The following is a 13,240-nucleotide window of genomic DNA, read 5'->3' on the forward strand; positions in this document are numbered from 1 at the left end:
TGCAGCGGCTAGGAAATTACATGCAAATCTACCTCCCCATAGCCGAGGTTTCGGTCAACGCGTTCCTTCTGCTCGGGCTGGGGGGGCTGGTCGGCATTCTTTCGGGCATGTTTGGCGTGGGCGGTGGCTTCCTCATGACGCCGCTTCTCTTCTTCATCGGCATCCCGCCCGCCGTGGCCGTCGCCACCGAAGCCAATCAGATCGTTGCCTCCTCCTTTTCCGGCGTGCTTGCGCATCTCAGGCGAAAGACGGTGGATCTCCGAATGGGCACGGTGCTGCTCATCGGGGGCCTGATCGGGGCCGCGCTGGGTGTCATCGTCTTCAACTATCTCAAATCGCTGGGCCAGGTCGATCTGCTGGTCAAGCTTTGCTACGTGGTGTTCCTTGGGATCATCGGCGCGATGATGTTTGTCGAAAGCCTCAATGCGATCCGCAACACCCGTAAGGGCACACCGCCCAAACGCAAGAAACACGGCTGGGTGCATGGCCTGCCCTTCAAGATGCGGTTCCGCACTTCGGGGCTTTATATCAGCGTGATCCCCCCGGTGCTGGTGGGGATCAGCGTCGGCATTCTGGCGGCCATCATGGGCGTCGGCGGCGGCTTCATCATGGTTCCGGCGATGATCTATATCCTGGGTATGCCGACCAAGGTCGTGGTGGGCACCTCTCTTTTCCAGATCATCTTTGTCACCGGTTTCACCACCATGCTGCATGCCACCACCAACTACACGGTGGATATCGCCCTCGCGGTGCTGTTGCTTGTGGGCGGGGTGATCGGTGCGCAGATCGGAACACGCATCGGGGTCAAGATGAAGGCCGAGCAGCTCCGTATTCTGCTGGCGATCATGGTGCTTGCGGTCTGTGGCAAGCTGGCGCTCGACCTGCTGATCATGCCGTCCGAGCTCTACTCCATCGCTGCCGAGGGAGGCCACTGATGCGCCGCCTCGCCGCTCTCCTGGCTGTGCTGGTCCTGCCCCTGGGCGTCCAGGCCGAGGAGGTGGTGCTGGGTCTCAGCAGCGACAAGGTGGCGATCACGTCCAACTTTGACGGCTCCGATATCCTTGTCTTCGGGGCGGTGAAACGTGAAAAGGCCATCCCCGACGTGCCGCTCGATGTGGTCGTGTCGATCAAGGGCCCGTCCGAGCCGATGACCGTGCGCCGCAAGGAGCGCCGCTTTGGCATCTGGGTCAACACCCAAGCGGTTGAAATCGACGCCGCGCCCAGCTTCTATGCAGTGTCCACCACCGGCCCTTTGTCCGAAGTGCTCTCGAATGTCGAAGACCTGCGCCACAGGGTGTCGATCGGCCGGGCAATCCGCGCCGTTGGGGCCACCGGACAGACCGAAGATGTGCAGGCCTTCACTGACGCGGTGATCCGCATCCACAAGGCCAATGACACGTATCAGGTGCAGGAAGGCGGCGTGGTGCTGGACGAGCAGACGCTTTTCCGCACCAAGATCACCCTGCCGTCGAACCTGACCGAAGGCGATTACCTCACCCGTATCTTCCTCACCCGCGAAGGCAAGGTGGTGTCCAGTTTCGAAACCGTGATCGACGTGCGCAAGGTGGGTCTGGAGCGCTGGCTGTTCACCATGTCGCGCGAACAGCCGTTTCTCTATGGGCTGATGTCCCTGGCGATCGCCATCTTTGCCGGTTGGGGCGCGTCAGCGGCATTCCAGTTGTTGCGCCGGGGCTGACTTACGTCTTTGGTTTTGCCTCGGCCATGATGGCGGTCATGCGTGTCTCAAGTTCCTCTGCCCACTCTGCCTGCCGCTCACGGATCATTCCGACATAAGCGTCATTTTCGTGCGCCGGAATGGTGGGGTCATAATGCTCAGCCGCAGCCAACATACCTTTGCGATCCACGTCGTTGAAGGCCTCCGCCATTCGCGTCGCCTGATCCCGGCTATACCCCAGGGCCTCAATCGCTGAACGGCCCAACCGCAGAGAACTGTCATAGGATTCGCGGATGATATCGCGACAGCCTATGTACCAAAGGTCATAGACATGGTTTCGGTCGACCGCGCGCGCCACGATATGCACGTCGGGATAGGTGTGCTGCACATATTCCACCAGCTCGGTGATCTGGTCCTTGTCATCAATCGCCACCACCAAAAGCTTGGCCTCGGCGATGCCCGCCGCACTCAACAGGTCGGGCCGCGTCGCATCACCGAAATAGGCCTGTACGCCGAAGGCCTTGAGCATCTCCAATTGCTTTGAACTGAAATCAATCACCGTCGGGTTCAGCCCGGCACCACGGAGCATACGGCTGACGATCCCACCAACGCGGCCATGCCCGGCGATAATGATATCGCTGCTTTCCTCAATCACATCCATTTCCCGCTCTTCGGCGGCGGAATAACGTGGCGCGATGAGCCGGTCATAGACAATGAAAAGCGCCGGAGTCAGCAGCATCGACAGCGCCACGATCAAGAGCAGTCGGTCAGCCAGCTCTGCCGGGATGACCGCGCTGGCCACGGTGAACGACAACAGGACGAAACCGAACTCACCCGCTTGCGCGAGGCCCAGGCTGAAAAGCCAGCGATCCGTGCCACCAAGCCCGAAGAGGATGGCCAGGCCATAGAGCACCGTCACTTTGAGCAGGATCAGGCCCAATGTGAGCGCAACGATCTGCGCGAGATTGTCAAACAGCAGACCAAAGTTGATCCCGGCCCCGACGGTCATGAAGAACAACCCCAGAAGCAAGCCTTTGAACGGGTCGATATCGCTTTCTAACTCGTGGCGGTATTCGCTATTGGCCAGCACCACCCCGGCCAGGAAGGTCCCAAGGGCAGGGGAGAGGCCAACGAGGGACATCAGCAGGGCGATCCCGATGACCATCATCAAGGCGGTGGCGACAAAGAGTTCACGCAGTTGCGCCCCTGCGATGAATCTGAAGATGGGGCCGGTGAGATAAGAGCCCGCTCCCACGACCGCCGCAATCGCACCGAGAGTGACCAGCGCCGTGGCCCAGCCCGGAAGACCGGCGACAAGGCTCAGAGTCGCGCCGTGATGATCCTCGCCATTATGCGCAGCTTCCGCGTGCGAGAGCGCCTCCTGCAGCTCCGGCAGCGCCAGCAGGGGGATCAGTGCCAGCATCGGGATAACGGCGATATCCTGAAACAGCAGGACCGAAAAGCTTGCCTGCCCGCCATCTGATTTCATCAGGCCCTTTTCACCCAGGGTCTGCAGCACGATCGCGGTAGAAGAGAGCGCTAGAACAAGGCCAATGGCCAGGGCTATGGTCCAGGGTTGCCCCATCAGCATCGCTGCGGCCATGACAGCCAAAGCCGTCAGGCCCACCTGGCCGCCGCCCAGCCCCAGAAGGCGCGCACGCATCGACCAGAGCAGTTTTGGCTCAAGCTCCAGCCCGACGAGAAAAAGCATCATGACGACGCCGAACTCGGCAAAATGCTGGATCGAGATCACATCGACATGCAGCAGCGCCAGCACCGGGCTGATCACTATCCCGGCGATGAGATAGCCCAGCACCGAGCCTAGTCCAAGCCGGGAGGCAATTGGAACCGATACCACCCCGGCAATCAGAAAGATGAAGGCAAGCAGAAGGAAATCGGTCATGGTCCAGGCCCTACCAGGCGTTTTTCGAAAAACCTGAGACACAGCTTTTCTCGAAACGCCGCGAAGCATTCAGTTACTGCGCGCGTTTCGCCTTGAGGAATGTCTCGGGTTCAAGGTGAAACGCTTCAGCGGATCAGCTTCGAAGCATCGCAGAGACAGCAATCGAATAAAAGCGATCGGCGTGTTTTTTGGCCGAATTGTCAGCTCTTCCGGAGGATTGGGCACATGTCATCGGGCAAAAGAAAACCCCGGCCGCTCAGGACCGGGGTTTTCCCTGTTCAGGCTGGCACAAGGCTCAGCTTGTCTTCTTGCCCTTGACCGGGGCCCAGAGGCGCTTGTTGGTCAGGTACAGCAGCACCGACAGCACCGTGAGGAAGATCACGCCCGTCAGGCCCGCCTGCTTGCGCGCCATCATCTTCGGCTCGGCGGCCCACATCAGGAAGGCCGAGACATCCTTGGAGATGTGGCTCAGATCGGTGTCGTGACCGTCGGCAAATTCCACATCATCTCCATAGAGCGGCGGGGCCATGGCGATCCAGCCGCCGGGGAAGGCCTTGTTCTCATAGAGGGTCACACCGGCTTCTTCCTTTTCCTCACCGGTATAGCCGGTCAGGAGCGAGTAGATGTATTCCGGTCCGCCCATGCCCTTGAAGAGCTGGTTCATGCCGGTGCCATAAGGCCCGTGGAACCCCGCGCGGGCCTTTGCCATCAGGCTCAGGTCCGGAGCGTTCTCCAGTGCCGAACCGGGGAAGTGATCCGTCGGTTTGGCCGGGCGGGTGTCGTCGATCTCGGCGTCGAACACCTCGAAGTTCTGCTCCGCATAGGCGCGCACCTGATCTTCGGGCAGGTGCGGACCGCCCTCATCGGCGAGCGTACGGATGGGCACATATTGCAGCCCGTGGCACGCCGCGCAGATTTCGGTATAGACCTGAAGACCGCGTTGCAGCTGGTTCTGGTCGAACTTGCCAAACGGCCCCTCGAAGGAGAAGTCCACGTCCTTGACGTAGCCCGCTCCTCCTGCGGCCAGAGCCCCGCCTGCCGAAAGGGTCAGGGCAGTGACAGCGGCGATGCTGAGTTTCTTAAACATATCCCTTGTCCTTTCTTACTCGGCCGGCGTTTCGGCTTTGCCGTAATGGGCCTTGAAGTCGTCTTCGATCGTCTCGGGCTGGGCATCCGGCTTCTCGATGACACCCAGAAGCGGGAGGATCACCAGGAAGTAGAAGAACCAGTACGCCGACGCGATCAGCGAGAAGGTCGCATAAGGCTCTTCCGCCGGCATGGCACCCAGCCACATCAGGACGACGAAGTCGATGACCAGCAGCCAGAACCACCATTTGAACATCGGGCGATACCGGCCCGAGCGGACACGCGAGGTGTCGAGCCAGGGCGCCAGAGCCATCACCGCGATGGCACCGAACATCGCCAGCACACCGAAGAACTTGGCGTCGATGATGCCGCCGGTGATCCAGCTGGCAAACATCACCACCCAGACGTCGCCGGTGAAGGCACGCAGGATCGCGTAGAAGGGCAGGAAGTACCATTCCGGCACGATATGCGCAGGGGTGACCAGCGCGTTGGCCTCGATGTAGTTATCCGGGTGGCCCAGATAGTTCGGCATGAAGCCCACGATGGCAAAGAACACCACCAGGATCACCGCCAGGGCAAAGAGGTCCTTGATGACGAAATAGGGCCAGAAGGGCACTGTGTCTTTCTCGGCCTCGGCCTTGGAGCCGCGACGCACATCGACACCGGTCGGGTTGTTGTTGCCCGTGGTGTGGAACGCCCAGATATGCAGCGCCACCAGTGCGGCAATCACGAAGGGCAGCAGATAGTGCAGCGAGAAGAAGCGGTTCAGCGTAGCGTTATCCACCGCCGGGCCGCCCAGCAGCCAGGTTTGCAGAGCGTCGCCAATGAACGGGATCGCGCCAAAGAGGCCGGTGATCACGGTGGCCCCCCAGAAGGACATTTGCCCCCAGGGCAGCACGTAGCCCATGAAGGCCGTGCCCATCATCAGCAGGTAAATCAGCATACCGATGATCCAGGTGATCTCGCGCGGCGCCTTGTAGGAGCCATAGTAGAGACCGCGGAAGATATGCAGATATACCGCAAAGAAGAACAGCGATGCGCCATTCATATGCAGGTAGCGGATGAAATGCCCGCCATTCACGTTGCGCATGATATGCTCGATCGACGCAAAGGCGTAATCGACATGCGGTGTGTAATGCATCACCAGAACGACGCCGGTGATGATCTGCAACGCAAGGCAGAAGGTGAGGACAATCCCCCAGATCCACATCCAGTTCAGGTTCTTAGGAGTGGGGATCATCAATGTGTCATACAGAAGCCCGACAATCGGCAGACGGCTGTGCAGCCACTTCTCGCCGTTCGACTTGGGCTCGTAATGATCGTGTGGAATTCCGGCCATTGCGCGTTTCCTTATCCCAGTTTGATCGTCGATTCGTCGACGAATTCAGCCAGCGGAACCGGCAGGTTTTCAGGGGCGGGCCCTTTGCGGATTCGTCCCGACGTGTCGTAATGCGAGCCGTGGCAGGGGCAGAACCAGCCGCCAAACTCGCCCGCGTCGTTAAGAGGCACACATCCCAGGTGGGTGCAGACCCCCATCTGAACCAGCCATTCGCCGCTCTCATCCAGGGCGCGGTTGGCGTCCGTGGCGGGCACATCGCCGTCAATATTGTTGTTGCGCGCGATCGGATCGGGCAGCGTGCTCACGTCCACATCGTTGGCCGCGGCAATGTCTTCTTCGGTACGGCGGCGGATAAACACCGGTTTTCCAAGCCATTTTACCGTGATCTGGGTGCCGGGCTGGATCGCCGAGACATCCACACGGATCGAGCTCAGCGCCTGCACGTCGGCCGACGGGTTCATCTGATGAACGAGAGGCCAGACAGCGGCCCCGGTGGCAATGACACCTGCGCCGCCAGTGGCGTAGTAGAGAAAGTCTCTGCGGGTGCCTTCGTGATCTTCTGCGTGGGACACGAGGTATTCTCCATTCTAAAGCCGCAAGGGCCTCATGACATTAGAGGTCGCACCCGGGGGCGCAACCGATCCGCCGCCGTGTTTATCCTCGCGAAGCCCCCCCGTAAAGTGCGCAATGTCGCCGAAGTGAAGAGGGCGCGCTTGTGTCGCGCTTGAGCGCACGCGGCAGCGGGTGTATGCACAGTGTAGAGCAGAGCAAACACATCTCAAGGACCGTCCCATGACCCGGATTATGACCGCCGCAAGCGCCCTGATTATTGGGCTTGCCGTTCCCGCCGCCGCAGAAATGGAGCTGAGCTTCTATCTTGGTGTCCAGGAGTTGAGCGACAGTTCCGGATCCGGGGTTCTGCCCGGTGGTGCGCCGATCAGCCGCAACTTCAACTGGGAAGGCAACTCGCTGGAGGCTCCGATCTACTACGGTGCGCGCGCGATCTGGTGGACGCCCTCGGATATCGGATTCGGTCTGGAAGGCACGCATACCAAGGCTTATGCCTCAAGCGCCGACAAGGCCGCCATCGGCGTCAGCCGGTTCGAGCTGAGCGATGGGCACAACATCATCACCGCCAATGTGATGAAACGCTGGCCCGATGCGTTTGCGGCAAAGCTGACGCCCTATGTGGGCGCCGGGATCGGGGTCGCCATCCCGCATGTGGACGCGCAGGTGCTTGGCGCCGCCAACCGCACCTTCGACTATGAATTCACCGGTCCGGCCGTGCGCGGCATCGCGGGCATGAAATATGACATCAACGACAGATGGGCGGTCTTCGGCGAATATCAGTTCACCTGGTCGGACAATGATATCACGATCGACGCGGACCCCACCGTGCCGGGCCAGACCAATGGCAAGCTCAACACCGAGCTTCTGACCCACGCCATCAATATCGGGATCGCCTACCGGTTCTGAACCGCTTGGAATGACGGGGTCAAGCCCAGCCCGTTACCAGGATGCGGTGCGCAAGTGCCGCGTCCGGATAGCGTGCGGATCGTTTTGGAGGTAGCCTGTTCTAGGCACCCAAAATCGAAGGACGCGAGTCATGCACCCCACAGAAAAAATTGTTCGCCAGTTTCATGAATCATGGGGCATGCGCGATCCTGATCGCGGTGCGGAAATCATTTCGGAAGATTGCGAATTTGAAGATGTCGCTCGCCAGGAAAAACTGAACGGCAAGGAGGCGTATAAGGACGACTATTACCGATGGCGGGAAGCGTTCCCAGATGGTCTTTGCGAAGTTGAGAACGTCATTGTCAGCCAATGCGGAGAATGGGCAACGGTTGAGTTCCGCAATACAGGTATTCATGCTGGCGTCCTGCGCTCCAGTCTGGGAGATTTCCCACCAACCGGAAAGAAAGCCGAAGTTCGCTACTGTTCCGTGATGAGAGTAAAAGACGGAATGGTGGTCGAAGGCCGGGATTACTACGACAGTGCAACGATTGCCCGCCAGTTGGGGCTGATTGATTGACGCAGAAGTGTGTCGCCGCAAACCCGAGATCTCACTTGAGGCGACACGCGCGCCACACCTGAATGAATCGCGCCAGAGTTTATCGCGCCAGGTTTTGATAAGCCTCGCGTGAAGACAACCGCGCATTCATGCCCATCTCTCGGCCTGTTCCCAAAGAGAAGCGGACATTCATTCGCGTCCAGCAAGTATACGCTCCGTCCCGCAAACCGGACCAGCCGCCCCTATTCCGGGGCTGTCGCCTTCATGCTCTCGCGCTCGGCGAACACCGCATACCAGTCATCCAGCGCGTCATTGCCCTTGCGCCAGCCACGCGCCCCGTGGCGGAAATCGAGATAGCCAAGCGCACAGCCCACCGCGATATGGCTCATGTCCATCGGCCCTGCGAGGTGGCTCATCCAGCGCGCGTTGATCGCCGCGACCGAGCGCGTGATCTTCTCCCACTGGGCATCGACCCAGCCGTCAAACACCTTCTCTTCGGGCCGCACCCGGTGCTCGTAAACCATCAGCACGCCGGCCTCCATGATCGCATCCGCCGTGGCCTCCAGCGTCAGCGTTTCCCAAAGCCGCGCTTGCGGGTACATCCCCGCGTCCGCCCGTGCATCCAGATAGCGGGTGATCACCCGGCTGTCATAAAGCGCAGGCCCGTCGGGGCGAATGAGCGCCGGGATCTTGCCCACCGGGTTGGCCGCGGCCAGCTCTGGCGGGGTCGCCACCGGCGTGGCCGCCACCTCGACCACCTCCACATCCTCGCTCTGCCCGGTCTCGTGCAAAAGCACGCGAACTTTGCGCACGAAGGGCGACGGCCCGGCTGAAATCAGTTGCATCATTGGCTTTCCTCCATTGCAGCCCGCATCAGGGCGGCGACTAGCGCTGTCTCCTGTCCGATGCCGTACCCGTCCACATGATCCGCCGCCGCCAGTCGCGCGGCATCCGGCTTGTTCTGGTTCAGCTTCCAGGTGCTGTGCACGCTCTCCACCTGCATGACACAGGGCACGATCTGGCGCATCATCTTTTCCATCACACCCGGTGTCATCTTGGCGCTTTTCCACGGTATCTTGGGGCGCAACCGCTCCTCGAAAAATGCCGATTGCCGGTCAAGCAGATCACGCATGACCTCCTGCGGCTGCGGGCTGATCTCTCCCACCAGATGCACGGCGATGTAGTTCCAGGTCGGCACCTGATCCGCGATCCCGTACCAATCGGGCGAGATGTAGCTATGCGGCCCCTGCACGGCGAGCCTTGCGGACAAGGCGCGCTCGGACAGTGCCCGCGCGATGGGGTTCGACCGCACCAGGTGAAACTCCGCCCGACGCCCGTCATCGCTCAGCAGGAACGGGATGTGACTGACCAGCGGCGCCTCGTCTGCCGGTGCCGTGGTCAGCAGGCCAAAGGCGCTTTCCCTCGCATAGTCAAGAGCGCGCTGATCAGGGTTTTGCCGAAAAACAGGGTTCGGGTGCATCTGCGCCGCTCCTCAGCCCCGCCCGATATAGGGCATCTTGGTGGCCATCACGGTCATGAACTGCACATTCGCCTCGGGTGGCAGCTCGGCCATATGCAACACAGACCGCGCTGCATGAGAGACGTCCATCGTGTGCATATCGGGCTGCCTGGCCTTAAGGTCCGCGACCAGCTCGCTTTCTGCATTGCCGATGTCGATCTGCCCACAGGCGATATCGAACGCGCGGCCATCAAGGCTGAGGCTGCGGGTCATGCCGGTAATCGCATGTTTCGACGTGGTATAGCAGACCGATCCGGGCCTTGGATTATGGGCCGAGATCGACCCGTTATTGATGATCCGCCCCCCCTGTGGGTCCTGCCTGCGCATCTGGGCAAAGGCGAGCTGTGCTGCGATGAACATGCCGCGGATGTTCACATCCAGCACCTGCTCGAACCCGTCCAGTGGCACCTCGTCAATCGGGCCGGCGGGGCCGAAAATTCCGGCATTGTTGAACAGAACATCAAGCCGCCCGGCCTCGGCGGCAAAACTCTCAAACGCGGCGCGCATCGCGGTGGCATCGGTCACGTCGCAGGGCAGGGCGGTCGCCTCTGCATTGACATCTGTTATTTCCCGCAACCTGTCTTCGCGCCGGGCGATCAGCCCCACGCGCCAGCCCGCCTCCAGAAAGACCTCCGCCGTGGCCCTGCCTATGCCCGAGCTCGCCCCGGTGATGATAATGGTCTTCATGTCTCGGTCTCCAGTTCGAGCGGCGCAGGGGCTGCGCGCAAATCCTCCACGCTTAGCGGGGCGGTGGGTTTCGACAGCCGGTTACGGACCACCCAATGCAGCCGTTCCTCGGCCCGGGTAATGGCCACATAGGCCAGCCTCTTCCACAAGGGTTGCCCGGCTTCCGAGCGACCCATGCGGGCGGCGGCGTAAATGTCGGGCGCAAAGACCTGCACGTCGCGCCACTGGCTGCCCTGTGCCTTGTGGATCGTCACCGCCGCCCCATGCAGAAACGTCGCTCCCATGCGCGCGGCAAAGGGGATGAACGGCTCTTCCTCATCGGGCTTCTCGATCTTCACGATGCTCGCCGCACTCACCTGCGGGTCTTCGGCCCCCATCACGTGCAGGCGGCTGAATCCCGGCTTGCGTCCCGGGCCGAGATAGATCACCTGCGCGCCCTTGATCAGCCCGCGCGCCTCCAGGTCGAGCCGTTTCTTGCGGTGCTTCAGTGGAAGTTCGATCCCGTCGCAAATCAGCGGCTCCCCTTCCAGAAGCTCCGTATCGGGCGCGCCGTGCACCGCGCGAAAGGCGTTGATCAGCCGGATACGCGTCGCATTGCGCCACACCAGCACGGGCGAGCGCGCCATCAGGTCCACCTCCACCCGCTGCGCCATGACCACGCGGTCGTCACGCCCGGCCGCCTCTTCGACCAGCCGCTCGAAGGCGTAAAAATCCACCTCCGGATCGGCCAGCGCGTGGGCAAGATCCAGAATGGGGTTATCCGCGTCCTGCCGATGTACCCGGCTCAGCTCCAGCTTGGCGGGGACAGGGAGTGTGTCGAACACCATCCCGCCGCCTTCGCCTTTCACCGGCGGCAGCTGCGCCGGATCGCCAAAGAGCAGCAGGGTCGGAAAAATCTCCTGCAAATCCTCGAACTGCTTCTGATCCAGCATCGAAGCCTCATCGACAAACCCCACATCCAGCGGCTCTTCCCGCCGTTTCCAGCCGGTGATGAAGTCCGAACCGCGCAGGCCCGCCGCCGCCAGCGCGCCTGGGATCGACTTGTTGGACTGGTAAAACGCATGCGCCCGGTCCAGCGCCAGCTCCGTCAACCCTTCGATCACGGGCCGCTCACCTTGCCCCGCCAGCCACTCGGCGATGCGCTCGTATTCGGGGTCATAGACGGGGGTATAGAGAATACGGTGAATCGTGGTGGCCGGCACACCCCGGGTCCGCAGCACGCTTGCGGCCTTGTTGGTGGGGGCCAGAATGGCCAGTGTCCGGCTGTCCTTGCGCCGCCGTCCCTCCCAGTCGCCCGAGACAATCTCAACCCCCGCCTGCTCCAGCGCGCGGTAAAGCTCGGCCAAAAGCAGGGTCTTGCCCGATCCCGCCTTGCCGATCACCGCCAGCGTGGCCGATTTGCCCTCGCGCGGTGGGGTCAGCAGGCTGTCATCCAGATCAATACCCGACAGGCGCAACATCTCGGCGATGCGGTCATGGGCCTCGGCCTGATCGTGGGAGTAGATGACGGGGGTCTGCGACATGGCGCGACCCTATCGGGTTTCCTGCAGGGTTTGAAACACCGATTTTTCACCAAGGAGAATCGCCTGCCCTGAGAGTGGGCCCGATCGCGATCTTGGGCACAAGGGCTCCCCTCCTGGATGCTCAGATTGATAAAAAAATTAACCCCGCGTAAACTTTACTCAGGGCGTCGTTTTGCTGCGCCATTTACCTATGCTGCTTGTTTACTTTTTTGGGGAGAAAACCAAATGAAAACCACCTATTTACTTTTCGGACTTCTGGCTCTTGGGACCGCCGCACCTGCATGGGCTGATCAAGTGTTTACCGATGACGTGGTTATTTCGGGCCCGGATGCAGCCCCCGGTCGACTCTGCGTCGGAGAAGATTGCGCCGATGGCGAGACCTTTCCAAGCGGCACCTTCGACGGTGTCATCAAGATGAGCGCCAACAACAACATCATCGATTTCAACGACACGTCCGGGTCCAGCTTTCCAGACCGGGACTGGCGCATTCAGGCCAATGAAACCTCTGGGACAGAGGCGTTTTTTATCGAGGACATGACCGAAGGCAGTAAACCATTCTACATCACGGGTTCTGCACCATCGAACGCGCTTTTCATCGCGGCGGATGGCGATATCGGCCTGGGCACGACCCTGCCCGGCGAAGAGCTGCACGTGACCGGCGCCAGCCCGAACCTGAGGCTCGAAGACACGAGTTCACCCTTCTACACTTGGGATGTTGGAGGAAATCAAGGTGTTTTCTTCGTCGAGGATGTCACCGCCATTACGTTCCCCTTCCGGATTTTTGCCGGGGCGCCGGACGGCAGCTTTGCCATTACAAGTTCAGGTAATGTCGGCCTCGGACTGACAAGCGCGAGCACTGGGTTGCATGTAAAGAAATCCGACGGCACAGGCGCGATCCTCGTCGAAGAGTCCAGCGCCGGCACCCTCGGCCAGTTGACCCTGCGCAATAACGGGATCACGTTTTTCACGCTTGAGGACACGTCCATCGCTGACGTGGACAATTCGGGCCGCAAATGGAACTTCCAGAACCAGGCAGGCACGTTCCGGGTCACGACAGCCCCCGGGGGCCCCGGCGTAATCGAGATGATCCTGACCCCTGCGGGCGACATGACCATCGAAGGGGCGCTGACCCAGAACTCGGACAAGAACAAGAAAATGGCGATTGAGCCGGTGGACCCTGCCGCAATCCTTCAGAAAGTGGCCGAATTGCCCGTCTCAAGCTGGATGTACAAGGACAATGCTGACCTTGGCATCCGCCATATCGGCCCGATGGCGCAGGATTTCCACGCGGCCTTCGGGGTTGGTGCAAGTGAGACAGGGATTTCCTCGCTCGACACCTCCGGCGTGGCGCTCGCGGCCATTCAGGCGCTCGCGCAAGAGGTGGCTGCTCTGGAGACGCTTGAGGAACAGAACGCGGCGCTGCTGGACACCGTTGCGGCGCTCACCGCGCGGATCGAGGCGCTTGAAAGCAACTAAGCCGCACTCGGAGGGAGCTTC

Annotated in this window: 13 protein-coding genes; 5 read left to right on the top strand and 8 right to left on the bottom strand. The window is 61.0% G+C overall.

Going from position 1 to position 13,240, the window contains the following annotated elements:
* Positions 1 to 20: 20 nt before the first annotated feature.
* Positions 21 to 935, top strand: coding sequence for a sulfite exporter TauE/SafE family protein (locus EI983_RS02985; protein ID WP_157705839.1), 915 nt, complete (start codon positions 21 to 23; stop codon positions 933 to 935).
* Positions 932 to 1,696, top strand: coding sequence for a TIGR02186 family protein (locus tag EI983_RS02990; protein WP_157708963.1), 765 nt, complete (start codon positions 932 to 934; stop codon positions 1,694 to 1,696). The genes EI983_RS02985 and EI983_RS02990 overlap by 4 nt, the downstream gene beginning before the upstream one ends.
* A 1-nt stretch (position 1,697) precedes the next feature.
* On the opposite strand, the gene EI983_RS02995 is transcribed toward EI983_RS02990, so the two are convergent.
* From EI983_RS02995 to petA, 4 genes are all read right to left on the bottom strand, one after another.
* Positions 1,698 to 3,578 (bottom strand): cation:proton antiporter domain-containing protein, encoded by a 1,881-nt coding sequence (locus tag EI983_RS02995; protein WP_157705841.1) that lies wholly within the window; start codon positions 3,576 to 3,578, stop codon positions 1,698 to 1,700.
* Between the two features lie 295 nt (positions 3,579 to 3,873).
* Positions 3,874 to 4,665: a cytochrome c1 gene (locus EI983_RS03000; protein WP_157705843.1), complete on the bottom strand. Its 792-nt coding sequence runs from the start codon at positions 4,663 to 4,665 to the stop codon at positions 3,874 to 3,876.
* A 15-nt stretch (positions 4,666 to 4,680) separates the two neighbouring features.
* Entirely contained in the window at positions 4,681 to 6,003 is a 1,323-nt protein-coding gene (gene petB, locus EI983_RS03005; RefSeq protein WP_157705845.1) for a cytochrome b, read from the bottom strand.
* An 11-nt stretch (positions 6,004 to 6,014) separates the two neighbouring features.
* Positions 6,015 to 6,575 (bottom strand): ubiquinol-cytochrome c reductase iron-sulfur subunit, encoded by a 561-nt coding sequence (gene petA / locus EI983_RS03010; protein WP_157705847.1) that lies wholly within the window; start codon positions 6,573 to 6,575, stop codon positions 6,015 to 6,017.
* Between the two features lie 220 nt (positions 6,576 to 6,795).
* Between petA and EI983_RS03015 the strand changes: the two genes are divergently transcribed.
* Both EI983_RS03015 and EI983_RS03020 read left to right on the top strand, forming a co-directional pair.
* Positions 6,796 to 7,479 (top strand): outer membrane protein, encoded by a 684-nt coding sequence (locus EI983_RS03015; protein WP_157705849.1) that lies wholly within the window; start codon positions 6,796 to 6,798, stop codon positions 7,477 to 7,479.
* Positions 7,480 to 7,609: 130 nt separating this feature from the next.
* Positions 7,610 to 8,035 (top strand): ester cyclase, encoded by a 426-nt coding sequence (locus EI983_RS03020; RefSeq protein WP_157705851.1) that lies wholly within the window; start codon positions 7,610 to 7,612, stop codon positions 8,033 to 8,035.
* Positions 8,036 to 8,256: 221 nt separating this feature from the next.
* Here EI983_RS03020 and EI983_RS03025 read toward each other — a convergent pair whose 3' ends face one another.
* The 4 genes from EI983_RS03025 to EI983_RS03040 are packed head-to-tail and all read right to left on the bottom strand — an operon-like array spanning position 8,257 to position 11,743.
* Complete coding sequence (locus tag EI983_RS03025) at positions 8,257 to 8,859, bottom strand: glutathione S-transferase (protein WP_157705853.1); 603 nt, start codon at positions 8,857 to 8,859, stop codon at positions 8,257 to 8,259.
* A complete protein-coding gene (locus tag EI983_RS03030) occupies positions 8,859 to 9,494 on the bottom strand; it encodes an FMN-binding negative transcriptional regulator (protein ID WP_157705855.1) in 636 nt (211 codons plus the stop codon). The genes EI983_RS03025 and EI983_RS03030 overlap by 1 nt, the downstream gene beginning before the upstream one ends.
* A gap of 12 nt (positions 9,495 to 9,506) precedes the next feature.
* Positions 9,507 to 10,220, bottom strand: a complete 714-nt coding sequence (locus EI983_RS03035; protein WP_157705857.1) for an SDR family oxidoreductase — start codon at positions 10,218 to 10,220, stop codon at positions 9,507 to 9,509.
* Positions 10,217 to 11,743 carry an ATP-dependent DNA helicase gene (locus tag EI983_RS03040; protein WP_157705859.1) on the bottom strand — a complete coding sequence of 509 codons (1,527 nt, stop codon included), beginning with the start codon at positions 11,741 to 11,743 and terminating at the stop codon, positions 10,217 to 10,219. The genes EI983_RS03035 and EI983_RS03040 overlap by 4 nt, the downstream gene beginning before the upstream one ends.
* Positions 11,744 to 11,968: 225 nt before the next feature.
* On the opposite strand from EI983_RS03040, the gene EI983_RS03045 reads away from it, so the two are divergent.
* Entirely contained in the window at positions 11,969 to 13,219 is a 1,251-nt protein-coding gene (locus tag EI983_RS03045) for a tail fiber domain-containing protein (RefSeq protein WP_157705861.1), read from the top strand.
* The last annotated feature ends 21 nt before the right edge of the window (positions 13,220 to 13,240 follow it).

The sequence above is a fragment of the Roseovarius faecimaris genome (assembly GCF_009762325.1).
GTDB classification, from domain to species: domain Bacteria; phylum Pseudomonadota; class Alphaproteobacteria; order Rhodobacterales; family Rhodobacteraceae; genus Roseovarius; species Roseovarius faecimaris.